This is a genomic window from Cronobacter sp. HA18006 (assembly GCF_011605445.1).
In the GTDB taxonomy this organism is placed as follows: domain Bacteria; phylum Pseudomonadota; class Gammaproteobacteria; order Enterobacterales; family Enterobacteriaceae; genus Cronobacter; species Cronobacter sakazakii.
Map to the genome: position 1 here is coordinate 1,291,114 of NZ_JAANQB010000011.1, position 26,277 is coordinate 1,317,390.

The following is a 26,277-nucleotide window of genomic DNA, read 5'->3' on the forward strand; positions in this document are numbered from 1 at the left end:
CAATACAGAATGTTGACGAATGGACAGGACAACGATGGATTCCACAATCACAACTCCCCGCCCTGATGAGGCGCTCCCTGCCTGCAATCGCGCGCGCCGCGCGGCCTGGGGCAGCTTTGCCGGCGCGGTCGTAGACTGGTTTGATTTCTTACTCTATGGCATTACCGCGGCGCTGGTGTTTAACACCGAGTTTTTCCCGCAGATCTCACCGGCCATGGGCACGCTTGCCGCCTTCGCTACCTTCGGCGTCGGCTTTTTATTCCGTCCGCTCGGAGGAATTGTCTTTGGCCACTTCGGCGATCGCCTGGGCCGTAAGCGGATGCTGATGATGACCGTCTGGATGATGGGCATCGCTACCGCCTGCATCGGCATTCTGCCGTCGTTCGCTACCATTGGCTGGTGGGCGCCGGTGCTGCTGGTGACGCTGCGCGCGATTCAGGGGTTTGCCGTGGGCGGCGAATGGGGCGGCGCGGCGCTGCTTGCGGTGGAAAGCGCCCCCGCCGGGAAAAAAGCGTTTTACAGTAGCGGCGTTCAGGTGGGATATGGCGTAGGCCTGCTGCTCGCCACCGGGCTGGTGTCGATTATCAGCTACCTGACGACCGATGCGCAGTTCCTGAGCTGGGGCTGGCGCTTGCCGTTCCTGTTCAGCATTGTGCTGGTGCTGGCGGCGCTCTGGGTGCGTAACGGTATGGCGGAGTCCGCCGAATTTGAGCGCGCGCAGGCAGCAAAGCCCGCGCAGGCGAAAAAGCGACCGCCGGTCTTTGAGGCGCTGGTACGCCACCCTGGCGCATTCCTGAAAATCATCGCCCTGCGCCTGTGCGAACTGCTGACGATGTATATCGTTACCGCCTTCGCCCTTAACTATTCCACGCAGAATCTGGGTCTGCCGCGCGAGCTGTTTCTTAATATCGGCCTGCTGGTGGGCGGCGTGAGCTGCCTGACCATTCCGCTGTTCGCGTGGATGGCCGATCGCTACGGACGCCGCCGCATTTACATCACCGGCGCGCTGCTCGGTGCGCTGAGCGCTTTCCCTTTCTTTATGGCGCTGGAAGCGCGCTCGATTGTCGGCGTGATGATTTTCTCGCTGATGCTCGCGAATATCGCGCACGATATGGTGGTCTGCGTGCAGCAACCGATGTTTACTGAGATGTTCGGCGCGGGGTATCGCTACAGCGGCGCGGGCGTCGGATATCAGGTGGCTAGCGTGGTGGGTGGCGGCTTTACGCCCTTTATCGCCGCCGCTCTGCTGACTTTCTCCGGCGGCGCATGGCATACGGTCGCGATTTACCTGATGGCGGGCTGTCTGCTGTCGGCGCTGACCGCGCTTTTTATTAAAACGCCACAGGCGCAGTAATCGTCACGCTCCGCCAGCCCTGCGCTGGCGGGGCGTTTACCGCTAAATCTGATAATCGATCACCACGTCACTTGCAGGCTCAAGCGCCTGCTGTTTAATTTCGTCAACCGACAGCCCGGCGTTGCACAACTCAATAAAGCGCCAGACGTAATTGCGCTGAAGCTGCCCGCGTTTCAGGCCCAGCCAGACGGTGTTAGCGTCGAACAGATGCCGCGTGTCGAGCCGCGTGAGCAGGCTCTCTTCATGGGGTTCGCTCGCCTGCTCTGCCACCAGCCCAATGCCAAGACCCAGTTCCACATACGTTTTGATAACGTCGGAATCCTGCGCGCTCAGCACGATATCCGGCGTCAGCCCTTTACGGCTGAAGGCCTCATCGATGCGCGAACGGCCCGTAATGCCCTGCCGGTAGGTAATAAGCGGCCAGCGGCTAATCTCTTCAAGCGTCAGGGGGTTGGCCTGCGTAAGGGGGTGATCCTTCGGCACCAGCAGGCTGTGATGCCAGCGAAACCACGGATAAGCCACCAGGCCCGGATCGGCGCTTAAGCGTTCACTGGCGATACCGATATCCGCCGTGCCGCTTTGCAGCAGCGATTCTATCTCCTGCGGCGTGCCCTGGATGAGTTCAAGACGCACCTCGGGAAAGAGCGAGCGAAAGGTTTTAATCACCGACGGCAGGCTGTAGCGGGCCTGGGTGTGCGTCGTGGCGATGGTCAGCACGCCGCTGGCGTCGTTGGTAAAGAGATCGGCCAGGCGGCGCACGTTGCTGGCCTCGTTAAGAATGCGCTCGGCAATCACCAGCAGCGCTTTGCCAGGCTCCGTCATGCCCAGCAGCCGTTTGCCGCGGCGAATGAAAATTTCAATGCCGAGCTCTTCTTCAAGTTCGCGAATATGGCGGCTGACGCCAGACTGCGAGGTATAAAGCATATTGGCCACTTCGGTGAGATTGAAATCCCGCCTTGCCGCCTCACGAATAATTTTCAGTTGCTGGAAATTCACAGCGCCCCCGGGAGCGATTCAACATGACGCTATTGTTAAAGTCCCCCGGCGGGCATCACAAATAATAAAAAGCTGTCTGTTATTCCTTTGGGGAATATCTGTCAGCCCACCAGCAGCAGTTCGCGGTTTTCCAGCGCCGGGCGCGCCACCAGTGACAGCAGAATATCTTTCACGGCCTGCGCCTGCGGCGTTAACGGCACGCGGGAGGAGACATTGAGCGAGAGCGGCAGCGTCATCGACGGGCTGGTGATACGCGCGAGCCAGCCGTTGGTGGAGCCTGCAAGCGAGCGCGCGGCGGATTCCGGCAGCACCGTCACGCCCATGCCGCTGGCGATGGCCGCGCTCAGCGTGGACACCGACTCGATTTCGCCGATGATTTTTGCCGTCAGGCGGCGCAGCGAGAAAGCTTCATCGACGCGCTTGCGCACGGCGCTGTAATCACGCGGCAGGAAAAGATTCATCTGGGCGACGCTCGCCAGATCCACGCTCTGCCCAGGGCAATCGCGCGTGCCGACCAGGAACAGATCTTCTTTGATAAGCGGCTGGCTGGTGAGCCCGGCCACCGGCGCGCGGTCATACAGCACCGCCATATCGAGCTGGCCGCTTAGCAGTTTATCGTTCAGCGTCGCACCGCTGTCTTCATGCAGGTAAACCAGCACGTCCGGGAGTTCGGCGCGCACGGCCTGCAGCAGCGGCATGGTTACTGAAGAGGCGGCGGTACCAGGCGCGAGGCCAATAGAGACCTGGCCCTGTAGCGTCTGGCCGACATTATGTACGGCGAGCTGCGCCTGTTCGCACTGGCGCAAAATGGTGCGGGCATGCGCATAAAGAATTTTCCCGGCTTCCGTTGGCGTGACGCCCCGTTTGGTACGAATCAACAGTTGCTGATCCATCTCCCCTTCCAGAGTCGCCACCTGCTGGCTTAACGCGGGCTGCGCGATGTGCAGCACTTCCGCCGCCTGCGTCAGGCTACCGATATCGACGATTTTCACAAAGTATTTCAGTCGTCTTAAGTTCATTTTGCCTCCTGTACGGAATGCCAGAGCCAATGCCGGCGATGATGTCGTAACAGGTTTTGCAAGATGCTTGCCAGTTTTTGAAAAGCGGGAGCGGCTAATATAAATGCTTAAATTATAAGAGAAAGCGATAACTTATCGGTTTACAACGTTGAAACACTGTTTTGCTTATGCCCCATAAGAGGTACGGTTGCACCAGAAGAGTGCAAAGGCGGTAGGTATCGGCTGGTTGACGCTTTTCTCAGCAAACGAATTTTCTGGTGCGTTCAGGGCTTTACAACGCCAGGCGACCCCGGTACTATGCGCCCCGTTCACACGATTCCTCTGTAGTTCAGTCGGTAGAACGGCGGACTGTTAATCCGTATGTCACTGGTTCGAGTCCAGTCAGAGGAGCCAAATTTAAAAAAGCCCGCTTTTTAGCGGGCTTTTTGCTTTTCTGCGCTACGCTAGCAGCGCCATCCCATTGCGGGGGCGATATGGCGCAGCACCGATTCAATCACATGCACGTTGTACTCCACACCCAGCTGATTCGGTACCGTCAACAGCAGGGTATCCGCTTCGGCAATCGCGTCGTCCTGCTTAAGCTGTTCGATGAGCTTCTCCGGTTCAGCCGCGTAGCTGCGCCCGAAGATGGCGCGCGTTTTCTCATCCAGAAAACCGACCTTATCGCTGTCATCACGGCTGTTGCCAAACCAGGCGCGATCCCGACTGTCCATGAGCGGAAAAATACTGCGGCTCACCGATACGCGGGGCGTGCGCGTATGCCCGGCCTCTGTCCAGGCGGCGCGGTAGGCGCGGATCTGCTGCGCCTGCTGAATGTGGAACGGCTCGCCGGTTTCATCGTCTTTCAGGGTGGAGCTTTGCAGATTCATTCCGAGCTTCGCCGCCCAGACTGCAGTGGCGTTGGAGCCTGCGCCCCACCAGATGCGCTCGCGAAGTCCCTCAGACCACGGCTCAAGCCTCAGAAGGCCTGGCGGGTTAGCAAACATCGGTTGCGGATTGGGTTTGGCGAAGCCTTCCCCGCGCAGCACTTCCAGCAGCGTCTCAGTGTGACGGCGCGCCATGTCGGATTCGTTTTCACCGGCGGCAGGCTCATAGCCAAAATAGCGCCAGCCATCGATCACCTGTTCCGGCGATCCGCGGCTGATACCCAGCTGCAGGCGACCGCCTGAAATAAGATCCGCCTCCCCTGCGCTTTCCGCCATATAGAGCGGGTTCTCATAGCGCATGTCGATAACGCCGGTACCGATCTCAATATTGCGTGTTCTGGCCCCGATGGCGGCCAGCAGCGGAAATGGCGAGGCGAGCTGGCGCGCAAAGTGGTGCACGCGGAAATACGCGCCATCCGCGCCCAGCTCTTCCGCCGCGACGGCCAGATCGATGGATTGCAGCAGCGCATCTGCGGCGGTGCGCGTGGCGGACTGCGGCGACGGCGTCCAGTGGCCAAATGACAAAAAGCCTATTTTTTTCATGTTGATCCCGTTTTCAGGGCGAGCATATATGGCGCAACCGATATCAATCACGCCATGCCCACCGCGTTGTCTGGTTCAGATACCCTACTCTGTGCTGATAACGGGAAAGAATAAATGCCCTTTGTTTAACATAATGGTTCAAATTTCTTGAAGAAAGGGCTGGCGCGAAAGCTGAAATGGCATGACGGGTTGGCAGAATAAGGCTGACGGCAGTTTCCGATGCCAGCCTTCGTGAGCTTGCTTATCTGGCCGTTGGCCAGCTTACCGACGGAGCGCGGTTGAGTAATGGCCTTGCAAACAGATACCCCTGGAAATAGCGAATGCCCGCCGCTTCCAGCCAGCACCACTCTTCCACTTTTTCCACGCCTTCAGCGACCACCGTTATCTCAAGCTCGGCGCAGCAGCGCACGATGCCGTGCACGATGGCCTGCTTCGGGCCATGCAGGTGAATATCGGCGACGATGCAGCGATCGATTTTGATGCGGCCTGGCTGGAAGCGGGTCAGCAGCGACAGACCGGCAAACCCCGCGCCAAAATCGTCTATCGCCAGGTTAATGCCCGCGGCACGCAGCTGGCGAATGACGCACTCAAATTCATCAAAGCGCGAGATAACCTCGCTCTCGGTGACCTCAACAATCACCTGCTGCGGCAACAGCCCCTGGCGCGCAATTTGCGCCAGCAGGATCTCCACCGCATGCGGGCACTGCACCAGCGATCCTGGCAGCAGGTTAACCGAGATCATCTGGCTGCCGATATTGACCGCTTTCGCCAGTGCGAACGCGATTTCTTTGGAATGCAGATCGAGATCGTACAGTGCTTGGCTGGACAATGACGCAAACAACGCGGCGGGCGAGCCACCTTCCGGGGAGCGGATCAGTGCCTCATACGCTTTAATTTTGCAGGTCGTCGGCTCCACAATCGGCTGCAGGGCAAACTGGCAGGCGATATCCGCTACGGCAGGTACTAAGGTAGGCGGCGGTGGTGGCGGCGCAGCATCGACCCGCCAGGCATCAGGCTGAAACTGACGGGAAAGCTGCTGGCTGTCCTGGCGGCGCAAAAAAGAGCGGATAAACTGATACACCCGCGCTTCGCGGGCGAGATTAAACGGCACTACGCTTGATTTAACCACCGCCTTCAGCACCGCGTGGGCTTTGACGTTGCGCAGATCAAAGAGCGCCATGCCAACATTTTCGAAATGCCGGCGCGGGGCGTAGTCGCGCATCAGTTCAACAACGAAGTCGTGCCGTTCGTCCTGGCTGATACGACCAAAAAGGGCTTCTACCGCATGCAGCGGCCCTTCCAGCACCTGAAGAAACTGATGACCATCAAAGACAAGAATACCGCTGACCCGCATCTGCGCATTCCGCGTCTGTGCCTGCCTTACAATCACCTGCAGGCTCGCCTGGTCGATATCGCCTTTCAGCCGACTGCGGTAAATCAGGGTAGATAGCATCGTTTTCCTACGTGTTCAGGTCATATAAAAAATCAGTATACCCTGTCGCTTTTCACCGCAAGCGGCGAATTTGCCCGCAAAAAGTCGCTCACTATGGGCTATTGCGACTTTAATTAATAAAAACAGATGTATAACCAGTGAAAATATTTATTCATAAAGCGAATACGTTAAGACGTGAGCTGACCAGGCCCATTGCGCACAATCTCAGCAAGTAAACACTTTACAGATTTATGCCATTGCGCCATTCCTTTATGTTTCATAAACCTGTGAAATAATTATCAGAGACAGCCCATCTCCCCGCCGAGCTATGTGGGATCAGGAGAACCGATGAATACCACTGCAACACCACTGACGCCCGACGAGGCGCTCGACAAACTGGAAGCGTTATATGATGACGCGGTTAACGCGCTGCGCGAGGCAATCGCCGCCTATATTAACGAAGGCCGCCTCCCCGATGAGACAGCGCGCGCGCAGGGTTTATTTGTCTATCCGCAGTTGCGGGTATGCTGGGATGGTGACGGCAGCAAAGCGCAGAAGACGCGCGCTTACGGGCGTTTCACCCATCCGGGGTGTTACACCACCACCGTTACGCGTCCTGGGTTATTTCGCAGTTATCTGCGCGAACAGCTGATTCTTTTGTATGAAGATTACGGCGCGACGATTGAAGTCGGCCCGTCACAGCATGAGATCCCCTACCCGTATGTGATTGACGGCTCGGCGCTGACGCTGGATCGTTCGATGAGCGCCGGTCTGACCCGCCACTTCCCGACCACCGAGCTGGCGCAGATTGGCGATGAGACCGCCGACGGGATTTTCCACCCGACTGAATTCTACCCGCTGTCGCACTTCGACGCCCGCCGCGTCGATTTCTCGCTGGCGCGTCTGCGCCACTACACCGGTACGCCGGTCGAGCATTTCCAGCCCTTCGTGCTCTTTACTAACTACACGCGCTATGTCGATGAGTTTGTGCGCTGGGGATGCAGCCAGATCCTCGATCCGGACAGCCCGTACGTGGCGCTCTCGTGCGCGGGTGGCACCTGGATCACCGCCGATACCGAAGCGCCGGAGGCGGCGATTTCCGATCTCGCATGGAAAAAACACCAGATGCCCGCCTGGCATTTAATTACCGCCGATGGCCAGGGCATTACGCTGGTGAATATCGGCGTCGGGCCGTCGAATGCCAAAACGATTTGCGATCATCTCGCGGTGCTGCGCCCGGATGTCTGGCTGATGATTGGCCACTGCGGCGGCCTGCGTGAAAGCCAGTCGATTGGCGACTACGTGCTGGCGCACGCGTATCTGCGTGACGATCACGTGCTGGACGCGGTGCTGCCGCCGGATATTCCGGTGCCGAGTATCGCCGAAGTGCAGCGCGCGCTCTATGACGCCACGAAGCTTGTGAGCAATATGCCGGGTGAGGAAGTGAAACAGCGTCTGCGTACCGGCACGGTGGTGACAACCGACGACCGCAACTGGGAGCTGCGCTATTCGGCCTCGGCGCTGCGCTTTAACCTGAGCCGCGCGGTGGCTATCGATATGGAAAGCGCGACTATCGCCGCCCAGGGTTATCGCTTCCGTGTGCCTTACGGCACGCTGCTTTGTGTGTCCGATAAACCGCTGCATGGCGAAATCAAGCTGCCGGGACAGGCGAATCGCTTTTACGAGGGCGCGATTTCCGAACACCTGCAGATTGGCATTCGCGCCATCGATTTACTGCGCGCGGAAGGCGAACGCCTGCATTCGCGCAAACTGCGCACCTTTAACGAGCCGCCCTTCCGCTGATTAACGCAACCCCGGCGTAGCGCTGGCCGCGCCTGGGTTGTGGAATTATTCAGCAAACGGTTCAGCATTTCACATTCAGGCTTTGACAACCCGAAACGCTGCCGTTACTATGCGCCCCGTTCTCGCAATTCCTCTGTAGTTCAGTCGGTAGAACGGCGGACTGTTAATCCGTATGTCACTGGTTCGAGTCCAGTCAGAGGAGCCAGATTTTAATCCTGTGATGTGCCAGTCAATCCTGGGATGCTAAAAACAAACTAACCCGGCGCTTCTGCTAAAGATCGCCGGGTTTTTTGTATCGTAAATTTACGCGCTGGCCTCACGGCTCGCGGGATGTCTCTGCTTCGGCTTTATCCAGTTGAGCGCTGGCTTCGTCAAAGCGGGCAAACCAGGCCATGGACGACGCTTTTTCAAACTGTAAGTTTTCATAGCCTGAAAAAAAGTGCAGGCCATTATGCCCGTCATACCGCACCGGGCGAATAATCTGGTTGACCTTAATCAGGAGTGGCGATAATCCTTCCGTTTTCATGTCACCCAACGGCGGAGGAAGCTCTCCGGCCTTAAGGATCACACCGTTGCTGTAGGGCAACAGCGTGATTTCCGGCGTTTTAATCAGGCGATGCGTTAACTGCTCTGCACCCCCCAGCTTTTCCAGCCACGGGGTGCCGAGAATGGTGTACCAGCAGGCGCCTTTTAAACTATTCACTGCAACTCTGCCTTCGAGCGTACCAATAGAATCCACCATCACGCCGGAAAAACGCTGCGCCAGGGCGTACTCATACGGGAATATTCGTTCACGCGAATAAGGAAGAATAAATGACAGCCCGGCATAGCCGCTTTCCACGGCAAAGGTGTTACACAGCCACAGCAGCCAGCCTTCATATTGTGCTTTACCGTCAGGCTCTTTCAGCAGCGAGAGCGGAAATGTCAGTTTAATAACGGAGCGATCAGTATCTTTATGGAAGATACGTTTGCCCATAATTAATATACTGTAGTCAGGCGCTAAAAAGTCTTTCTCTGCGCTGCCCATATACCAGGAAAAGATCTCTTCAGGAGTTGAATCGATAATCTCCTGCCGCTTTCTGGCGTAATTTTTCTCCGTAATTCCAACCCAGTTTTGGGTGAGATGCTTTTTCAGATACGGCTTAAATTCCGTATAAAAACGATCGACACACTCCACCATCCTGCGGCGCACGTCCGGTGTATGCCCGTCCTTAAAAAATACTGTGATAATCAGACCAAGATTAACTGCCGGACTGCCGTCTCTATATTTCACTGACGCTTCCGGCAGCCACTTCTCAAGATAGTTCAGCTCAAAATCCCGTAATACCATACCTGCTCCTTTTAACCGGCACCCAGCGCCGCTGCGCCTGCGCCACCGCCGAGAATTGTTACAAGGGTTTCCCAGGCGGTTATCGCCAGACGAATAATCAGAAGAAATGCGCTAATAATGGCCTCCGGAATACCCAGCGTCACTACCAGCGCGCCGACGCAAATAGCCACCAGGATAACGCCCACCGTTTTCGCTACATTCGTTAAAATCTGTACCCAGTCCACCTGCTTGAGCAGGTCCAGCGTCATATCCGTGGCGTATTGGATTTCCGCCCATGCAGCTTTTATCCGGACATTGCTCCAGGATTTCACCGCCTTACCGGTTTTACTGGCCCATATCCAGACCTCACTTCCCTGCCGGTAGATCCACTCCCCGCTGTCGTTAAGCCAGCCTGCCGTCGAGTTCAGGAGCTGTTGTGTCTCTTTTGATAGCGAGCTCCAGCCTTCAGCGACGCCACGAATCACGCCATCGCTAAGACTGGCCACGGCTTGACCGGCGTATGTCCACGGCTCCATTCGTGCGGCTACTGGTGTGGAAGGCGGGCGAGGCATAAATATCGGCGGGTAGAGAAACAGCGGCCAGTATTTTGCCCCGCTGGTTTGCCAGGCTTTCATCGTCACATTCACGACCTGATCCACCCACTGCTTCTCTTGCGGGCGGCAGTCGTGGATCTCCAGAATGGTCATGCGCGTAGCATCGTCACCAACGATATGCATGTATTCATCAAACTGATCCTCAAGGAGTTTATCCCCCGGAAACTTGACCTCTACCAGACGGGCCAGATTGTCGCCATGCATACCCGGAGGATCATCGTGATCCGGCCCCGCCAGCCCAGGCCAGCGATCCTGTTTGTCTTTCACGATAATGACGTCAGGACGTCGATAAATTCCTTTACCGGGTACCGGGAAGGGATTGGTGGTGTGGCGTCTGCGAGCGCCGTCGTCTTGCTTCAATGTATGGCTAAGAAATGGACGTGGCGGCGTGGTGCGCATATCAAACGGCACTTCTGCTTTGTAATACCAGTAGTAATTACGGGCGATTTCATCCGCGCGGATAAGTCCGCTCATCATGAGCTGTTTAAGGCTCATCTGGTACGTTTTTCCTTCACGACAAATTTTTGCTGCCAGTTGAGGAAAACGCATGGCGTATTCCACCTTAAGATGCAGATATTGGCGGTTTTCATTAGTGGGCAGACGCGACTGTTTTTCGACCATCTCAACCCCTGTCGTCGTGCAGTCCCACGGCTGATTTTTCTCGCCGGTGGGGGTGTCGGGCGCGGTTGTCGGTATGTCCGGTAAAGCGGGCATGTCCATTATGACGGGTTCTCCCTGAGTTCGGTTTCCAGTTGATATACATTCGTTTCGCCTACAAACCACATTGACTCTTCCGGCGATGCTGTTTTGTGCAGAATATGCAGTTCCACATCTTCCGGTTGGCGGGTATAGACCGGTACAGAGCGGCCTTCAGTATCGCTGTATCCAGCAATCGTCTGGCCAGAGGGTGTGGTGAGGCGGTAAGGCGTGTTGATGAGAATATTGCCGTGCTTGTCCTGTAGCTGATAAATCGCGGAATATATATAGGCCGTTCCCACGCGTTGTACTTTTAATGGCATATTCTTCGGCGCGCCCACCATTGTCCGCTCCACCTTGCGTAAATACGTGGCCGTCGTTCCGTACTCTATTTTCCCCTGCTCTATTTTCAGGTAGCTGCCGCCGCCAATCAGCGTCACCTTCTTTTTGCCGGCAAACAGCATATCGCTTGTCGAAACCAGACTTATTTTTTGCTGCGCGCTCAAAGACATCGTGCCGTTCTGTGCCTGAAACTGCACCGGGCCTTCGCCGGAGATAACATTCAGTTTGCCTGTGTGGGCAAACAGGCCGATTTTTTCACCGGCGTTCAGGGTCATGTTTCCCATTGCGCCTGTACTCAAAGAGCCTCCGGCATTCATTACCACATTCTTGCTGGCCGTCATCTGTAGATGTTCGCCGCTGGTGAACGCCGTTCCCTGCGGGCCGTGGAAATGCACCATCTGGTTTAACGGCTTTAACCGCGCATTAAACATCGCCATCTGGCTCGCAATATCTGCTTCCAGCGCCTGTGCCTGCGCTGCGGCGTCAGCTAACTGTTGGATCTGGTTAAGGCAAATTTCTATTTCTCTCTGCGCCACCTCCCTTTCCAGCACCTCGCCTGCGGCTTTCGTCTGGCCGTCTGCAGTGACAAACAGCCCTTTCGCCACGCGGATAACGCCATATTCATCCGTTCTGAGTTCAAAACCCGCGCCACGCTGTTGACTCTGTTCATCCGTGATGTGGCCCTGATTCAGAGAAGATGCACCGTATGGAGTGGTGAGTGCGACGTGCTCCTGCCCGCGCAGATCCTCCATCCGCAGTTCATTGTGCGCCGCTGTGCGCAGAATGTTCTGGCTGCGGTTATCGCGCGTGACGATGTCGGCATGTTCAGCGTCGTGAAACGCATGGGCGATATAAGGGCGGTCGATATTGCCGTCGTCAAACGCAATGCTGACTTCGGTGCCGTCCAGAAGCGGCGTGTGCCAGCCAAAGGCATCACCCGCATACGGCTTTGCCTGACGAACCCACAGGTAGTGATAGCCAGGCTCAGCATCTTCCCGCCACTGGGTGATGAGTTCCCGCTGCGGATACGACCGCTCCAGACGGAAATCAAAATCCGGCCCTTCCAGGCCTTGCGCGCGCAGTATCTGCTCCAGCAGTTCAGGCACAGAGAGATTCTGGTAAACCGCGCAGCGGCGGGTCAGGCTCAGTAACGCCAGCCGCGAAGCGAGCGTCACCGCGTAGTGCGTCTGGTCTGCTGATGTCCCCAGCCATTCAAAACGGGTTATGACGCCATATACCACGCGGCCAGAAAGCATACTCAGGCTGGCGTATTTCAAAAGAACCTCATCAGGCGCAAGGTCGCTCTGCGGTGCAGTGAATTCAACGCGCCATTCGTATGGCTCGCTAAGGGCTTCGCGACCGTGAAAATTAAGTACGTCGGGCCTCACCCAGCTGTGAGCAATTTCAAGCGTATACCGTGAAGGCTCACCAACCCCTTTACCGGAAATAGTCATCCTTCATTCCTTTGAAAAAGATTGCCGCGTCTGGCAATCGTCCGATCAGTTTTAATAACGAAAAAAATAACAGGATAAGCCGCAAAAAATCCGGGTCAATCCGGGAAAAAGTAATAAATAATTTTTAGTCAGGTATATTTCGATGCGAATGCCTGCTATAGCCATCACGCAGAAAAAACAATGCGTAATATTTATTTTTCGCTACCGGAATATAGAGTCAATTATATTTATCATGCGAATTGATTTATTAAATAAATAATGAAAATGAATGGATATATAAACAAAATATTTTCAGGGAGTATGGAATATCGACTGGCTGGCAAAGCGTCTTCAGAAGACGCATCAATGGGTATAAAAAGCCCGCTTTATAGCGGGCTTTTGGCTTCAGGTTTACATCGCTCTCGGTTGCCCCGGCGGTGCGGGGGTGTCCAGTACCACGGGCCGCTTCGGCGGGCGTGGATATTTTTGCAGCCACTTGCCACTCACCATGCGCCAGTAGAAGAAGACGCCGCGCACGGCCCAGTCGAGGAACATGCCGAGCCACACGCCCACAACGCCCATACCGAGCACAATCCCGAGCGTATACCCCGCCACGACGCGACAGCCCCACATGCCGAGCATCGACACCCACATCGCAAAGCGTGCGTCGCGCGCGCCTTTAAGCCCCGCCGGGAGCACCCACGAGGCCGCCCAGATTGGCATAAACGCCGCGTTGAGCCACAGCAGGACTTTTACAACCTCTTTCACATCGTCTTCATGGGTGTAAAACGAGGCAAACAGCCCGGCGAACGGCGCGCTCACCCAGGCGATGGCCGTCAGCATGATTGTCGAAAGCCAGAAGACGTGGCGCAGTTCGCGTTCCGCCTGGCCAATCTGGCCTTTGCCGAGACGTTTACCGGTGATAATAGTGGAAGCCGAGCCGAGCGCGTTCCCCGGCAGGTTAATCAGGGCGGCGACCGAGAACGCGATAAAGTTACCGGCAATCACGTTGGTGCCCATGCCCGCCACAAACATCTGCGTCAGCAGTTTGCCGCCGTTAAACAGCACCGATTCAATGCTCGCAGGCAGCCCGATGCCGAGCACTTCCCAGAGAATATTGAGCTTAAGCGGCGAGAAATAGCTTTTGAGCGAGATGCGCAGCGCCGGGTTAAAGCCGATCATCAGCACATAAAGAATGGCGATAGCGCCGATATAGCGCGAAATAGTCAGCCCCAGCCCGGCGCCGATAAAACCGAGGCCGTGCCAGGAAAACAGCCCGTAAATCAAAAAGCCGCTGATCACGATATTCAGGATGTTCATCCCGCCGTTAATCAGCAGCGGGATTTTGGTATTCCCCGCCCCGCGCAGCGCGCCGCTGCCGATAAGCGCGATGGCCGCCGCCGGGTAGCTCCAGGCAGTCAGTTGCAGGTAAATGAGCGCGAGTTCTTTGACCTGCGCCGTCGCCTCGCCCGCCACCACGTCAATGATGTATTCACCGGTCACATGCACCAGCGCCGCCAGCAGAATCGAGACGATAGTCATCAGCACCAGCGACTGCCTGGCCGCCGCCCTCGCCCGCTTGCGATCGCGCTTGCCAAGGCTGAACGCCACCACAACGGTCGTCCCTAAATCGACCGCAGCGAAAAAGGAGAGCACCACCATATTGAAGCTGTCGGCGAGGCCCACGCCCGCCATCGCTTCTTTGCCGAGCCAGCTTACAAGGAACGTGCTCAGCACGCCCATCAGCAGCACGCAGGTGTTTTCCAGCAAAATAGGCACAGCCAGCGGCGTGATTTCGCGCCAGAACAGAACCCGATAGCTTTTTCTTTTCTTGTACCAGGGCGTACGAGCGATAGCCTGGCGAACGGTGGTGGTTACACTCAAAATGAACCTGCGCGTGAAAGTTGAAACCTCATTTCAAATAATGAGTTAGAACCCGCATTCCTGCAAAGGCTTTCCAGAGATATTGTTGGAAAATAGCGCGTAATGTTCAGAGAATGTCCGAACACGCAGGCCGAAGGAAAATGGCATTTGACAATTGGCGCGGGGCCGCTATGATTAGCCTCCACACGATTCCTCTGTAGTTCAGTCGGTAGAACGGCGGACTGTTAATCCGTATGTCACTGGTTCGAGTCCAGTCAGAGGAGCCAGATTTAAAAAAGCCCGCTTTTTAGCGGGCTTTTTGCTTTTGGATGCTCGCGCGCCAGGAAAGACGTGCGCCACACCGCAGACATAAAAAAACCGCCGAAGCGGTTTTTTTAACTTATTCTTCGCCTTTCGGCTCGTGCACTTTCAGCTCGCCCATCGCTTTGAGCTTTTTCGAAATCTCGCGGCGCTCTTTGGAGATCTCGGCGTTTTTGATGATGTAGTCATCAACGCGGTCTTCGTAGTCGCTCTTCATGCTGGCGATAATGCCCTGAATGGCTTCCACGCTCATGCCCGGTTTGATGTAATCGCTCAGGTTGTCGAGCAGCAGTACGCGCTTCTGGTTGTCACGAATTTTCTTCTCGACGTCCTGAATTTCACGCTGCAGCTTGTTCTTACGGCGGAACAGACGCACGAACTCAAGAACGTCCTGGAATGAAGGTTTGCTGTTTTCCATTTTTACACCCCTACTGAATTTAAGACTCGGATTCGTTTAAACAACCGCATGGCGTAAACCTTACTGTCAGCGGCGGTTGATGACAATGGTTTTATCCCGTTCAGGATGCCTGTGGTTATCATAGCCTGAAACGGTGCTGAATCGAAACAAGCGCCGGTCGTCTGCAGATTATTTGCGCAGCGCCCGGCAAATCAGCTGTGAAAGGCGCTCCAGCTGCTGCGCCAGTTCCATGCTCAACCATACATAGCCGTGAATCGGCGTTTCGACCAGCGCACCCTGCTGCCCTTCGCTCATCAGTGCGCGCAACTCCTGGGCGATTTCCGCGAGCTTCTCGCGGTTGGCCATGACCGGCGACGGGTTGCCTTCGCGCAGCGCCTGTGCAATCGCCGCCAGCGTGTTCTCCGTCATCTGCTGCGAATCGCGCAGGGTACGGGCGTTAATCATCAGGAAGTGGCTTTCGCGCGAGGCCCACCAGGCGTTGATCTGCATCTCAAGCGTACAGACCATATTGCGGCTGGTGGTCTGGATAGCCTCGAAAATCGCCCGCTGAATGTGCGTCTCCTTGCTGGCGGGCGTGATAAACGCGCGCAGCTTCACGACGCTGCCGAGGATATTTTGCAACGGTTTATCGAGTCGCGGGCGCTCCACCAGATTTGGCGACAGCCCGGCGTGATAAATCTTCGCGAAATCGCCGACAAAATTCGCCATCTGGATACGCCAGTGAATAAACGCCCGCTGCGGCCAGAGGCTTGTAAAAAGCATCGCCAGCAGCGAGCCGAAAATCACGTCGCCGCCGCGCCAGAGCGCGACCAGCATGTCGCCCTGCGGCGCGCCGACCACTACCGAAAGCGTGATGCCAATCAGCAGCGCCTGATAAGGCCGTTTGCCGAGCGCCAGAAAGCCGCACAGAAACATCGCCAGCGCGCACCACAACAGCATCAATGGCAGCGACCAGCCTTCGAGTTGCAACGCCACCAGCCCCAGCGCCGCGCCGAGAATAGTGCCGCCAATGCGCTCAAAGGCGCGCGGAACCACGTTCCCCCAGAATGAGATTGGCCCCATCACCACCACCAGCGTGATGAGCGGCCAGGTGCCTTCCGGCACGTTCAGCATCCGCACCAGTAAAAACGTCAGGATAAACGCCAGCGCAATGCGCACGCCGTGCACGATGCGGTAATGCTGGTAGAGACGAATTTCAAAAGAGGAGAGCGATTTATCGGCACGCACGCTGACTTTCCCGTTAACAGCCTTGATGAAACGTCGCTTCAGGCGAAACGCCTGAAAATGAGGGGCGCTATTTTCTGACAAAAATCGGGGAAAAGCTGTAACTTTTCAGAGAAGTCGTACGAATTATCGAAGAATTAACGTTATTTTGCCATTTACTTAACAAAAAGCGCGCCCGCCGCCATCGCGGGGGCGCGACTGTATTATTCGCCGGAGGTCTGGACCGGGATATACATGTCGATATCCCAGTAGCCGTCGCGCTTGCCGTCGTTGAGGTAAATTTCAAAACAGGGGCGCGCGGCCATCTGGTAGCGCACGTCCTGATGCAGACGCGTAAAAAACGCAAGCCACGGCGTGCCGAAATCGTTGTTCTCAACGCGGGCGCGCGCCACCGCGTACTGGCCGCCCGGCAGGTCCGTCAGGATCACGCCGACGCTGTTTTCCGGCAGAGTGAAATCCGCCGGCACTTCAACCACCGTATCGGCGCGCAGCTTCTCCGGGGCGACCTGCTGCGGATTATCGTAATAGACCGCCAGCCACGCCTGCGGCTGGATATGAAAGTTATCCACCCACAAAGAGAGCTGTTCAAACCCCTGCGGCACCGTTTTCTCCCACGGGCCGACCAGATGAAAACCGGCGATTTTACGCGTTAAGACATGCTCGATGGTGTAATCCATGTTCACTCCTCGCTGTTCAAAATAGCGAGTATAGTGTGCGGCGCTCACGCGGGTGTCTGTGAGCGCCTTCGCGTTGGGAAAAAACGCTTACAGGGTCAGATGCAGCCAGTCGCCAAAGCGCGAGAAGACGCCGCCCTTTTTCACCTTCTCAAGCGCCACCAGCGGCATACGCGCAATAATCGTATCGCCATTGTAGAGTTCTATCTCGCCCACTCTTTCATTCGCGTCCAGCGGCGCGTCGAGGCGCTCGCGATCGAGCAGATATTTCGCCTTCACATTCGCGAGCTGCGTCTTCGGCAGCGTCAGCCAGAAATCGCGATCGGTGCCCACTGCCACCTGCTCGTCTTTACCGTACCAGACGCGCTCGGTGCCCACTTTCTTGCCCTTTTGCAGGATCTCCACGGTATCGAAGGTCTGCTGGCCCCAGTGCAGCAGTTTACGCGCCTGGTCTTCGCGCCCTTTCGGGCTGTCAGCGCCCATAATCACCGCGATCAGGCGGCGCTTGCCGTCAACGCTGGAGGCTATCAGGTTAAAGCCCGCGCCGGAGGTATGGCCGGTTTTCAGTCCGTCAACATTGAGCGTTTTATCCCACAGCAGGCCGTTGCGGTTCTGCTGGGTGATGCCGTTCCAGGTCAGGCTCTTTTCGCTGTACATATGGTAAAACGCCGGCTCGCCGTGGATGATGGCGCGCGATAATACCGCCAGATCGTAAGCGGAGCTGTGCTGCCCCGGCGCGTCCAGCCCGTGTACTGTTTCAAAATGCGTGTCTTTCAGGCCGAGCTTCTGAACGTAATCATTCATCATCGCAACGAACTGCGGCTGGCCGCCCGCCACGTAATCGGCCAGCGCCACGCAAGCGTCATTGCCGGAATCGACAATCAGGCCGCGGCTGAGGTCGCGCACCGTGACACGATCGCCCGCCTTCAGGAACATCAGTGACGAGCCCTCAAACACCGGGTTATCTTTCGCCCAGGCGTCCTTCCCGACCGTCACCACGTCATCTGGCGTGATGCGATGGCTGTCGATGGCGCGGTCCACCACATAGCCGGTCATTAATTTGGTCAGGCTCGCCGGGTTACGCTGTTGATGCTCGTTATTCGCCGCCAGTATTTGTCCGGTCGTATAGTCCATCAACACATAGCTGCCCGCCATAATGGCTGGCGGTTGCGGCATGGAAAGCGCGGCGGCGTTCGCCTGCGCGGTAATACCGGCCAGCATGATGCAGGAAACGGCAATCATTGGTCTAAATTTCAACAGCATATCCTCTGTAACTTCGCGATGGGGCGCCTTTTTTACGGCAGTTTTTATTTCCTTGCTCCGCTAAATTGCAAGGAAATATGAATAAGACGCGTCTTAACTAAAATTGCCACCGTTTCGTTTACCTACCGATAACATGCTGCGGAAAATCTGATAATAAACATTTCACGTACTGTTCCGATTGTTATAAAGGCCGACTCTTTTTAGCCTGGTGACTTTTAAAAGGCTGAGGAGAAGGGTATGGCGCAGGGTAAAAGCTGGTCGCCGGAGCTTGAGGGGTTACGCGGTCTCGCGTCGCTGTGGGTGCTGCTGGGGCATATTTGTTTGCTGGTGCAGTGCCGCATTCCCCTGTTATACGATCCGGGCATGGGCGTCGATCTGTTTATTTTGCTGTCGGGCTTTCTGATGGCGAAGAATTATATGGAGCGTCGGGACATTGAGCCGTGGACCAGTGGCCATACTATGCGTAATTTCTGGCTGCGCCGTTTTTTCCGTATCGCGCCGCTCTATTATTTCCTTCTGTTGTTAGCGCTTATTTTCGGCGCGGCGTTCGGCGAATGGCGCGATGTCATCGCCCAGGCCTGGCCGTCGACGCAAACCGAAAGCCAGCGCTATGCCGATACGTCCGCGGGCAATATTCTCGCGCATATTTCGTTTGTCTTCGGCGCTATCCCTTATTATTCGTTCCGCACGGTCTTGCCGGACTGGAGCATCGGGCTCGAAATGCAGTTCTACGTGCTGTTCCCGTTCATTATGCTGCTGGTGATGCGCTGGGGATTCTTTGCCGCCGCCTTCGCGGTAATGGTGGCCTGCTTTGCGGCGCGCTGGGCATTTCCGGGGTATTTTGAGGCGTTCCCGATGCCTTCGATGATCCTGATTAAGCTGCCGCTGTTTGTCGCAGGCATGCTGATAGCCGCCGCCGTGCGCGAGAGCCGCCGCCTGTTGCTGCTGCTGGCGTTCCTGGCGCCGGTACTCGCCTGGCAGATGCATATCGCGGTGACGCCGGTTCGTCTTATCGCCCAGTGCGTGATGATTGCCGGGCTCGGCGCGCTGCTGTGGCAGGCGCAAGCGGGCTCGCTGCTGCATCAGGCGATGCGGCTGCCGCGCTGGCTGTTGACGCGCCGTATCAGCCAGTTCCTTGGCGATGTCTCCTATTCGGTCTATCTGCTGCATCTGATGATTGTGATTCCGGTCATCGGCCTGCTGGTGGAGCACAGCGCGTTTGAGCAGTACGCCTCGCCGGTGCGCCTGCTCATCGCCGCCGCCATCAGCCTGCCGGTGACGTACGCGCTGGCGACGGTTCTTTTCCATCGCGTGGAGAAACCGGGCATTGCGCTCGGCAAACGGCTGATTACCCGCAAACCGGTGCAGCCGGAGCAGGTCATGCCTTAAGGCCGCTGCCACTTCTTCCTGAGAGGGCTATGGTTTACCATAGCCCTGTTTTTTTTTACTTACTCTGGATGGTGACCTGGTGTCTGATTCTGCCGCGCAACCGACTTTTCTGTTCCACGATTACGAAACCTTCGGCAAAAGCCCCTCGCTGGATCGCCCGGCGCAGTTCGCTGCCCTGCGCACCGATGAGAATTTCACGGTTATCGGCGAGCCGGACGTCTTTTACTGCAAGCCCGCCGACGATTATCTCCCCCAACCAGAAGCGGTACTGATAACCGGTATTACGCCACAGGTGGCGCGTGCGCGCGGCGAAAACGAAGCGGAATTTGCAAGACGCATCCACGCGTTGTTCACCGTGCCAAAAACCTGCGTGGTCGGCTATAACAACGTGCGCTTCGATGACGAAGTGACGCGCAATATTTTCTATCGCAACTTCTACGACCCTTACGCCTGGAGCTGGCAGAACGATAACTCGCGCTGGGATCTGCTGGATGTGATGCGCGCCTGCTACGCGCTGCGCCCGGAAGGCATCGTCTGGCCGGAGAACAGCGACGGGCTGCCGAGCTTTCGCCTTGAGCATTTAACCGTCGCCAACGGGATTGAACACGCCAACGCGCACGACGCGATGGCGGATGTGTACGCCACCATCGCCATGGCGCAGCTGGTGAAAACCCGCCAGCCGCGGATGTTCGATTATCTCTACACCTACCGCAGTAAGCAGAAGCTGGCGACGCTGATTGATACCGTTCAGATGAAGCCGCTGGTGCACGTTTCCGGCATGTTTGGCGCATGGCGCGGCAATACGAGCTGGATAGCGCCCGTCGCCTGGCACCCGGACAACCGTAACGCGGTAATTGTGGTGGATCTGGCTGGCGATATTAGCCCTCTGCTGGAGCTGAACGCCGACGATCTGCGCGAGCGGCTCTACACGCCGAAAGCGGCGCTCGGCGACGCGAGCGCGGTGCCGGTGAAGCTGGTGCATCTCAATAAATGCCCGGTACTGGCGCAGGCCAATACGCTGCGCCCGGAAGATGCCGAGCGTCTTGGCATCGACCGTCAGCACTGCCTGAATAATCTCAAGGTGCTTCGCGATTCGCCGCAGGTGCGCGAAAAACTGGTGGCGCTGTTTGCCGACGCGCCGCCGTTCCCACCTACCGATAACGTGGATGCGCAGCTCTACGACGGCTTTTTCAGCGACGCCGATCGCGCCGCGATGCGCATTGTGCTGGAGACGCCGCCGCAGAATCTGCCGGCGCTCGATATTACGTTCGTGGATAAGCGTATTGAGAAGCTGCTGTTTAATTACCGGGCGCGTAATTTCCCCGGCACGCTCAGCGAGCAGGAACAGGAGCGCTGGCTGGCGCATCGCCGCGACGTCTTTACGCCGGAATTCCTCCAGGCCTACGCCCAGGAGTTAGAGATGCTCTACAACCAGTACGAGAGCGACAAAGAGAAGACGGCGCTGCTGAAAGCGTTGTATCAGTACGCGCAGGAGATTGTCGGGTAAGCGCGGGGGATACCGGCGTGACGGGATAAGGCGGGTGCGCTTCGCTTACCCGCCGCCCCGACCCATCGAAATCCCAATCCACCGCCCCGCCCCATCGACATCCCAACCCGCCGCCCCAAAAACTACCGGCAATAAAAAAGGCTCCCTTCGTGGAGCCTTTTCGTTATGCGTGTATCGCGGTAATTACGCGATATCTTCACGGTACTGCGGTACCGGGTTACGGAAGCTGCGGGTCACGCACGCCAGGTAAACCACACCGATACCGGCCCAGATCAGGCCCAGCACCATGGAGCTTTCTTCCAGGTTCAGCCACAGGGCACCTACGGTCAGCGCGCCGCACACCGGCAGCAGCAGGTAGGTGAAGTGGTCTTTCAGCGTCTTGTTGCGGCCTTCGCGGATCCAGAACTGTGAAATCACAGACAGGTTCACGAAGGTAAACGCCACCAGCGCACCAAAGTTAATCAGCGCGGTCGCCATTACCAGGTCGAAGTTAATCGCCATCAGCGCAATCGCGCCCACCAGCACCACGTTCAGCGCCGGGGTACGCCATTTCGGATGCACGTAACCGAAGAAGCGGTTCGGGAACACGCCGTCACGGCCCATCACATACATCAGACGCGCAACGCCTGCGTGCGCCGCCATACCGGACGCCAGTACGGTCACGGTAGAGAAAATCAGCGCGCCGACCTGGAAGGCTTTACCTGCCACGTAGAGCATGATTTCCGGCTGGGACGCATCCGGATCTTTAAAGCGCGAGATATCCGGGAAGTAGAGCTGGATAAAGTAAGTCGCGAAGATAAAGATCAGGCCGCCGATCAGCGCGGTCAGGAAGATAGCGCGCGGAATCACACGTTCAGCGTCTTTGGTCTCTTCCGACAGGTTGCTGATGCCGTCAAAGCCGGTAAACGAGAAGCACAGAATGGTCGCCCCGGTGATCATCGGGATGACGTGCGCATTCTCAGACCAGAACGGACGTGAGCTCGTCAGCGTACCCGCGCCTTCGCCGTGCGCTACACCGTAAATCACCATGCCCAGAATCACGGCGATCAGCACCACCTGCAGCACCACGATAATGGTGTTGAAGTTCGCCACGCCTTTAAGCGTACGCATGTTGAAAACGGTCATGAACGCGACCAGCAGCACCACGAAAATCCATGACGGGATTTCCGGCACCAGCGCTTCAAAGTAAATTTTCGCGAGCAGAATGTTGATCATCGGCGCGAAGAGATAATCGAGCAGCGACGACCAGCCCACCATGAAGCCCACGGTCGGGTTAATCGCTTTCTGCGCGTAGGTGTACGCCGAGCCCGCAGACGGGAAGCGTTTCACCAGTTTACCGTAGCTCAGCGCGGTAAAGAGGATAGCGACCAGCGCGAAGGCATAGGCGGTCGGCACGTGACCGTCCGTCAGGCCAGATACAATACCGAACGTATCGAACAGCGTCATAGGTTGCATATAGGCGAGGCCCATCATAACAACCGGAATCAACGTAAGCGTTTTACGTAATTCCACGCGAGAGGTTTTTGGAGTTGCATTAAGCGACATAATTATTCTCCTTTACGGTGAACATCGCCGCATAAGCGAAAAATTGCCCCATTTTCTGTATTCCTCAGCGACAACAACTGTCGGATTTTAAGTATGTATCTATCCGGTACGAAGCCCGGCCTCTTGAATTTAATTACGATGCTCTTGACTGCAAAAAAATAACCGACGCGTTGACGTCGGTTAATATCTTATTTTGCAGGGCGCGTATTTTGCACCACTTTGAGGCAAGATGACAAGACGTTGAGACCTTCTGTCACAATTTCTTTCTCAGCGGTGAGCGGGATAAGGAAACGGATGACGTTCGCACGCACGCCGCAGGTCAGTAAAATCAGCCCCTGACGCCCTGCCTCCTGCACCAGTTGCTGGGTCAATTCTTTGTCCGGACGATGGCTGTCGCGCTCATGCACCAGCTCCATCGCCACCATCGCGCCGACGCCGCGCACATCGCCGATACAATCATACTCCTGCGCCAGCTCTTGCAGACCGCTCATCAGCAGTTCGCCCTGGGCGATGGCGCGCGCGTTTAATTGCTCCTGCTCAATGAGATCGGTCACCGCCAGCGCCGCCGCGATACTTACCGGCGAGCCTGCGTAAGTGCCGCCAAGCCCGCCCGGCAGCGCTTTATCAAACAGCGCCTTTTTCCCCACCAGCGCCGAGAGCGGGAACCCGCCCGCCAGGCTTTTGGCCATGGTAATGAGATCCGGTTCGACGCCTGAATGCTCAATGGCAAACGTTTTGCCGGTCCGGCAAAAGCCGCTCTGGATCTCATCAACAATCAGCACAATGCCGTGTTTATCGCACAACGCGCGCAGCTGCTGCATAAACTCGGCAGAAGCGGCGTAAAACCCGCCCTCGCCCTGTACCGGCTCGATAATAATCGCCGCCACCTCTTCCGGTGCCACGTCCGCGGCGAAAATCCCCGCCAGCGACGCCAGCGCCTGGGTGTCGCTCACGCCGAGATATGCCGCCGGGTAAGGCGCGTGGTAAATCCCTGCCGGGAACGGGCCATAGCCTTTTTTATAGGGCTGCACTTTGCCGGTGAGCGCCATGCCAAGCAGCGTGCGGCCATGAAACGCGCCGCGAAACGCAATCACCGCCGAGCGCCCGGTGGCGATACGCGCCACCTTGATGGCGTTCTCCACCGCCTCAGCGCCGGTTGAGAGAAACAGCGTCTGGCACGGCTCGCTGATGGGAGCCAGCCTGTTCAGGCGTTCCGCAAGCTCAATGTAATTGCCATAAGGCGTTACCTGAAAACAAGGGTGCGTAAAATTATCGAGCTGCGCCTTCACCGCCGCGATAACCGCCGGGTGGTTGTGCCCGGTATTGAGTACCGCAATGCCGGAGGCGAAATCAATATAGCGCTTCCCCTCCACGTCCCAGATCTCCGCGTTCTTAGCCCGCGCCACAAATACCGGCAGCGCGTTACCCACGCCCTGCGGCACCGCTTCCTCACGTCGCGCCTGCCACTGCTGATTGCTTTGCATCATTGACTCCTGTGCGCAAAAAGCCTCCGCCCAAAAAGACGGAGGCAACATTATTTTCATCGCTATATCGGGGGGCGTTAACGTCTGGAAAAAGCGTTACGGCAGTTATTACATCGCGAAAAAGCGTGGCGAAAACCGCTTAAATAACGCCCGTTATCAAAACATAGCTCAAGGCGGAGGTTCTGCCAGAGCGGGCGCGTGGAAAGTTGACCCGCTGCGAATGCTCAACTACAGGATCTGTATCCCAGCGAAACAGGCGAGCCAGCATGACCGTAAACACACCGCCGCTCATCGGCGTATTGATGTGTCAGAGTAATCAGGACGAGCAGTTAATCTTAACGGTGGAAAATCTTTATCTGGCACCGCTTTATCACTCTGGTGCCGTGGCCATTCCCCTGCCCCACCATCTGGCGGACGATCCGCTCTACCTGGCGGCAGCGCTGAAATCGCTGAGCGGGATTTTTCTGCCTGGCAGCCCGTGCAACATTGAGCCGCACCACTACGGTGAAGAGGCGCAGGAGACCAGCAACGATCCGGGGCGCGACAAACTGGCGCTGATGCTGGTGCGTCACGCGCTGAATACCGGCCTGCCGCTGCTCGGCTCGTGCCGCGGCGTGCATGAAATGGCCGTCGCCACTGGCGGCAAGCTCTGGCGGCAACTGCATAATGTCGAAGGGCTGCGCGAGCATGAAGTGAACCCGAACGGCAGTCCGGAGGCGAAATTCGCGCCAGTACACGGGCTTGAGATTACGCCCGGCGGCTGGCTCGACAGCTGGGTCGCGCCCGGCGAAGCGGTGCGGGTCAATACGCTGCATCAGCAAGGGATACGCGAGGTGAGGCCCGGCGTGTTTATCGAGGCACGCGCCGACGACGGGCTGATTGAGGCTATCAGTATTCCGGAGCACCCGTTCGCCTTCGGGGTACAGTGGCACCCGGAATGGGGCGCGCTGCACGACGAGCCGCTCTCAAAACAGATTTTTGACGCCTTTGTGGCCGCCTGCCGCGTCTGGCAGGCTGACCATCAGGCGCTTACTCCATTGGCATAACGAGCGGGTCCGGATAGAGATACTCGAACCCCAGTTCATGGCAGATCCGGTTGCCGTCAATCAGCTTGCCTTTGGTGCCCGCCGGGCTCTCACTAAAGCGCGGCGGCTCAAGGCCAAGCTGGCGCGCCATCACCGGATAAAACTCCGCGCGCGTCGGGTGTTGCGGGGCGCACAGGTTATAAATATGCCCGCCTTTGGGCGACTGCAACAGGAGGGTAATGGCACCGATCACGTCCTCAAGATGCACGAGATTGACGCCATGTCCGCCGTTCGGGCCCGTTTTACCCGCAAAGAAACGCCCCGGATGACGCCCCGGGCCGACAAGCCCCGCCAGGCGCAAAATATCCACTGACGTACCCGGTAAATTATGCAGCCATTGCTCAAGCTCTCTTAACACGCGCCCGCTTTCAGTGACCGGATTTGCGGGCGTCGTTTCTTTGCAGATGCCTTCCGCCTCGCCGTAGACCGAGGTGGAGCTGGTAAAAATGATCCGTGGGATCTGGTGCGCCAGGGCGCTGTCCACGACCTGCTGCACCGCCTGTAAGTAATATTCGCCGTTGCCGCCGGTACGCCGCGCGGGCAGCGTCACCACCAGCGCGTCGGCGTTAAACAGCGCCTCCAGATCGTCGCTGTCGCACACCATTTCCGGCAACAGCTCCAGCTGATAGCTTTCGATACCGCACATACGTGCGGCTTCCACGCCGTCAGCCGTGGTTTTGCTGCCAGCGACCTGCCAGCCACGGGCGTTAAGCGCGAGCGCCAGCGGCATACCCAACCACCCTAATCCGACAATCGCGACCTTTTTCATTGCGTTCTCCTGCTCCGTCTTTGCGTCTGCCTCTTTTCAGGCTACGCCAGCCGCCGCAGGCTGACAATTGATGTAGTGAATATGAAAGGTTTTAATGATGAAAAAAAGCCCTTGCCTTCTCTGCCCGGTATGGTTTACGGTTAAGACAGGTTTTGAATAAGCATTCAACAAGAGAATTTTATGACACGCGTTCAGTTTAACAACCACCACCATCACCATCATCCTGATTAGTCTTTCAGGCGATGTGTGCTGGAAGACGATCGGATCT

General features: G+C 57.0%; 21 protein-coding genes, 3 tRNA genes and 1 other annotated feature (1 of these 25 only partly in view). Of the genes, 9 read left to right on the plus strand and 15 right to left on the minus strand.

Annotated features, from left to right (window positions below; all coding sequences use genetic code 11):
• Window positions 1–34: 34 nt before the first annotated feature.
• Entirely contained in the window at window positions 35–1,354 is a 1,320-nt protein-coding gene (shiA, locus tag G9X48_RS07925) for a shikimate transporter (RefSeq protein ID WP_038880107.1), read from the plus strand.
• Between the two features lie 42 nt (window positions 1,355–1,396).
• Here shiA and cbl read toward each other — a convergent pair whose 3' ends face one another.
• Both cbl and nac read right to left on the minus strand, forming a co-directional pair.
• Window positions 1,397–2,350, minus strand: coding sequence for an HTH-type transcriptional regulator Cbl (gene cbl / locus G9X48_RS07930; protein ID WP_004387291.1), 954 nt, complete (start codon window positions 2,348–2,350; stop codon window positions 1,397–1,399).
• Between the two features lie 101 nt (window positions 2,351–2,451).
• Window positions 2,452–3,369: a nitrogen assimilation transcriptional regulator NAC gene (nac, locus tag G9X48_RS07935; protein ID WP_004387290.1), complete on the minus strand. Its 918-nt coding sequence runs from the start codon at window positions 3,367–3,369 to the stop codon at window positions 2,452–2,454.
• 317 nt (window positions 3,370–3,686) lie between these two features.
• Here nac and G9X48_RS07940 point away from each other — a divergent pair.
• Window positions 3,687–3,762 (plus strand) — tRNA-Asn (locus G9X48_RS07940).
• Between the two features lie 50 nt (window positions 3,763–3,812).
• Here G9X48_RS07940 and G9X48_RS07945 read toward each other — a convergent pair.
• Both G9X48_RS07945 and G9X48_RS07950 read right to left on the minus strand, forming a co-directional pair.
• Entirely contained in the window at window positions 3,813–4,838 is a 1,026-nt protein-coding gene (locus tag G9X48_RS07945; RefSeq protein ID WP_105629614.1) for an LLM class flavin-dependent oxidoreductase, read from the minus strand.
• Between the two features lie 241 nt (window positions 4,839–5,079).
• Entirely contained in the window at window positions 5,080–6,291 is a 1,212-nt protein-coding gene (locus G9X48_RS07950; protein WP_007869003.1) for a diguanylate phosphodiesterase, read from the minus strand.
• 327 nt (window positions 6,292–6,618) lie between these two features.
• On the opposite strand from G9X48_RS07950, the gene G9X48_RS07955 reads away from it, so the two are divergent.
• Together G9X48_RS07955 and G9X48_RS07960 are read left to right on the plus strand one after the other, a co-directional pair.
• The gene (locus G9X48_RS07955; protein WP_004387287.1) at window positions 6,619–8,073 is read left to right on the plus strand and encodes an AMP nucleosidase; all 1,455 of its coding nucleotides are present in this window, start codon (window positions 6,619–6,621) and stop codon (window positions 8,071–8,073) included.
• 129 nt (window positions 8,074–8,202) lie between these two features.
• Window positions 8,203–8,278, plus strand: a tRNA-Asn gene (locus G9X48_RS07960).
• 111 nt (window positions 8,279–8,389) lie between these two features.
• On the opposite strand, the gene G9X48_RS07965 is transcribed toward G9X48_RS07960, so the two are convergent.
• The 4 genes from G9X48_RS07965 to G9X48_RS07980 all read right to left on the minus strand — a co-directional run bounded on the left by G9X48_RS07965 (window position 8,390) and on the right by G9X48_RS07980 (window position 14,351).
• Window positions 8,390–9,403, minus strand: coding sequence for a DUF3396 domain-containing protein (locus G9X48_RS07965; protein ID WP_007869007.1), 1,014 nt, complete (start codon window positions 9,401–9,403; stop codon window positions 8,390–8,392).
• An 11-nt stretch (window positions 9,404–9,414) separates the two neighbouring features.
• Window positions 9,415–10,716: a VRR-NUC domain-containing protein gene (locus G9X48_RS07970; RefSeq protein ID WP_032988345.1), complete on the minus strand. Its 1,302-nt coding sequence runs from the start codon at window positions 10,714–10,716 to the stop codon at window positions 9,415–9,417.
• The gene (locus tag G9X48_RS07975; protein WP_105629613.1) at window positions 10,716–12,488 is read right to left on the minus strand and encodes a type VI secretion system Vgr family protein; all 1,773 of its coding nucleotides are present in this window, start codon (window positions 12,486–12,488) and stop codon (window positions 10,716–10,718) included. The genes G9X48_RS07970 and G9X48_RS07975 overlap by 1 nt, the downstream gene beginning before the upstream one ends.
• Window positions 12,489–12,878: 390 nt before the next feature.
• Window positions 12,879–14,351, minus strand: coding sequence for an EmmdR/YeeO family multidrug/toxin efflux MATE transporter (locus tag G9X48_RS07980; RefSeq protein WP_007869069.1), 1,473 nt, complete (start codon window positions 14,349–14,351; stop codon window positions 12,879–12,881).
• A 190-nt stretch (window positions 14,352–14,541) separates the two neighbouring features.
• Here G9X48_RS07980 and G9X48_RS07985 point away from each other — a divergent pair.
• Window positions 14,542–14,617: transfer RNA gene (locus G9X48_RS07985), tRNA-Asn, on the plus strand.
• A gap of 113 nt (window positions 14,618–14,730) precedes the next feature.
• Here the strand turns inward: G9X48_RS07985 and G9X48_RS07990 are convergent.
• The 4 genes from G9X48_RS07990 to dacD all read right to left on the minus strand — a co-directional run bounded on the left by G9X48_RS07990 (window position 14,731) and on the right by dacD (window position 18,230).
• Window positions 14,731–15,069: a DUF496 family protein gene (locus G9X48_RS07990; protein WP_004385327.1), complete on the minus strand. Its 339-nt coding sequence runs from the start codon at window positions 15,067–15,069 to the stop codon at window positions 14,731–14,733.
• A 168-nt stretch (window positions 15,070–15,237) separates the two neighbouring features.
• Entirely contained in the window at window positions 15,238–16,296 is a 1,059-nt protein-coding gene (locus G9X48_RS07995) for an FUSC family protein (protein ID WP_032988343.1), read from the minus strand.
• Between the two features lie 200 nt (window positions 16,297–16,496).
• Complete coding sequence (gene sbmC / locus G9X48_RS08000; protein WP_004385325.1) at window positions 16,497–16,970, minus strand: DNA gyrase inhibitor SbmC; 474 nt, start codon at window positions 16,968–16,970, stop codon at window positions 16,497–16,499.
• A gap of 87 nt (window positions 16,971–17,057) precedes the next feature.
• Entirely contained in the window at window positions 17,058–18,230 is a 1,173-nt protein-coding gene (gene dacD, locus G9X48_RS08005) for a serine-type D-Ala-D-Ala carboxypeptidase DacD (RefSeq protein WP_146090758.1), read from the minus strand.
• A 237-nt stretch (window positions 18,231–18,467) separates the two neighbouring features.
• Between dacD and G9X48_RS08010 the strand changes: the two genes are divergently transcribed.
• Together G9X48_RS08010 and sbcB are read left to right on the plus strand one after the other, a co-directional pair.
• Complete coding sequence (locus G9X48_RS08010; RefSeq protein ID WP_007869080.1) at window positions 18,468–19,619, plus strand: acyltransferase; 1,152 nt, start codon at window positions 18,468–18,470, stop codon at window positions 19,617–19,619.
• Between the two features lie 79 nt (window positions 19,620–19,698).
• Window positions 19,699–21,126, plus strand: coding sequence for an exodeoxyribonuclease I (gene sbcB, locus G9X48_RS08015; RefSeq protein ID WP_007869088.1), 1,428 nt, complete (start codon window positions 19,699–19,701; stop codon window positions 21,124–21,126).
• 183 nt (window positions 21,127–21,309) lie between these two features.
• Here sbcB and G9X48_RS08020 read toward each other — a convergent pair whose 3' ends face one another.
• Together G9X48_RS08020 and gabT are read right to left on the minus strand one after the other, a co-directional pair.
• Entirely contained in the window at window positions 21,310–22,671 is a 1,362-nt protein-coding gene (locus G9X48_RS08020) for an APC family permease (RefSeq protein ID WP_007794764.1), read from the minus strand.
• A gap of 188 nt (window positions 22,672–22,859) precedes the next feature.
• Window positions 22,860–24,155, minus strand: a complete 1,296-nt coding sequence (gene gabT / locus G9X48_RS08030; RefSeq protein WP_007869091.1) for a 4-aminobutyrate--2-oxoglutarate transaminase — start codon at window positions 24,153–24,155, stop codon at window positions 22,860–22,862.
• A 266-nt stretch (window positions 24,156–24,421) separates the two neighbouring features.
• On the opposite strand from gabT, the gene G9X48_RS08035 reads away from it, so the two are divergent.
• Window positions 24,422–25,201, plus strand: coding sequence for a gamma-glutamyl-gamma-aminobutyrate hydrolase family protein (locus G9X48_RS08035; RefSeq protein WP_007869093.1), 780 nt, complete (start codon window positions 24,422–24,424; stop codon window positions 25,199–25,201).
• On the opposite strand, the gene G9X48_RS08040 is transcribed toward G9X48_RS08035, so the two are convergent.
• On the minus strand, window positions 25,185–26,009 hold the full coding sequence (locus G9X48_RS08040; RefSeq protein ID WP_004385874.1) for an SDR family oxidoreductase: 825 nt from the start codon (window positions 26,007–26,009) through the stop codon (window positions 25,185–25,187). The two genes, G9X48_RS08035 and G9X48_RS08040, sit on opposite strands and share 17 nt — an antisense overlap.
• A gap of 180 nt (window positions 26,010–26,189) precedes the next feature.
• Between G9X48_RS08040 and hisL the strand changes: the two genes are divergently transcribed.
• Window positions 26,190–26,240 (plus strand): his operon leader peptide, encoded by a 51-nt coding sequence (hisL, locus tag G9X48_RS08045; RefSeq protein WP_071601073.1) that lies wholly within the window; start codon window positions 26,190–26,192, stop codon window positions 26,238–26,240.
• Window positions 26,216–26,277: a sequence feature (His leader region), on the plus strand (it continues 61 nt past the right edge of the window). It overlaps the preceding gene by 25 nt.

Coding starts and splice junctions, on each gene's coding strand:
- shiA (WP_038880107.1), top strand. CDS start 35: ATGGATTCCACAATCACAACTCCCCGCCCTGATGAGGCGCTCCCTGCC.
- nac (WP_004387290.1), bottom strand. CDS start 3,369: ATGAACTTAAGACGACTGAAATACTTTGTGAAAATCGTCGATATCGGT.
- G9X48_RS07945 (WP_105629614.1), bottom strand. CDS start 4,838: ATGAAAAAAATAGGCTTTTTGTCATTTGGCCACTGGACGCCGTCGCCG.
- G9X48_RS07950 (WP_007869003.1), bottom strand. CDS start 6,291: ATGCTATCTACCCTGATTTACCGCAGTCGGCTGAAAGGCGATATCGAC.
- G9X48_RS07955 (WP_004387287.1), top strand. CDS start 6,619: ATGAATACCACTGCAACACCACTGACGCCCGACGAGGCGCTCGACAAA.
- G9X48_RS07965 (WP_007869007.1), bottom strand. CDS start 9,403: ATGGTATTACGGGATTTTGAGCTGAACTATCTTGAGAAGTGGCTGCCG.
- G9X48_RS07970 (WP_032988345.1), bottom strand. CDS start 10,716: ATGGACATGCCCGCTTTACCGGACATACCGACAACCGCGCCCGACACC.
- G9X48_RS07975 (WP_105629613.1), bottom strand. CDS start 12,488: ATGACTATTTCCGGTAAAGGGGTTGGTGAGCCTTCACGGTATACGCTT.
- G9X48_RS07990 (WP_004385327.1), bottom strand. CDS start 15,069: ATGGAAAACAGCAAACCTTCATTCCAGGACGTTCTTGAGTTCGTGCGT.
- sbmC (WP_004385325.1), bottom strand. CDS start 16,970: ATGGATTACACCATCGAGCATGTCTTAACGCGTAAAATCGCCGGTTTT.
- dacD (WP_146090758.1), bottom strand. CDS start 18,230: ATGCTGTTGAAATTTAGACCAATGATTGCCGTTTCCTGCATCATGCTG.
- G9X48_RS08010 (WP_007869080.1), top strand. CDS start 18,468: ATGGCGCAGGGTAAAAGCTGGTCGCCGGAGCTTGAGGGGTTACGCGGT.
- G9X48_RS08020 (WP_007794764.1), bottom strand. CDS start 22,671: ATGTCGCTTAATGCAACTCCAAAAACCTCTCGCGTGGAATTACGTAAA.
- gabT (WP_007869091.1), bottom strand. CDS start 24,155: ATGCAAAGCAATCAGCAGTGGCAGGCGCGACGTGAGGAAGCGGTGCCG.
- G9X48_RS08035 (WP_007869093.1), top strand. CDS start 24,422: ATGACCGTAAACACACCGCCGCTCATCGGCGTATTGATGTGTCAGAGT.
- G9X48_RS08040 (WP_004385874.1), bottom strand. CDS start 26,009: ATGAAAAAGGTCGCGATTGTCGGATTAGGGTGGTTGGGTATGCCGCTG.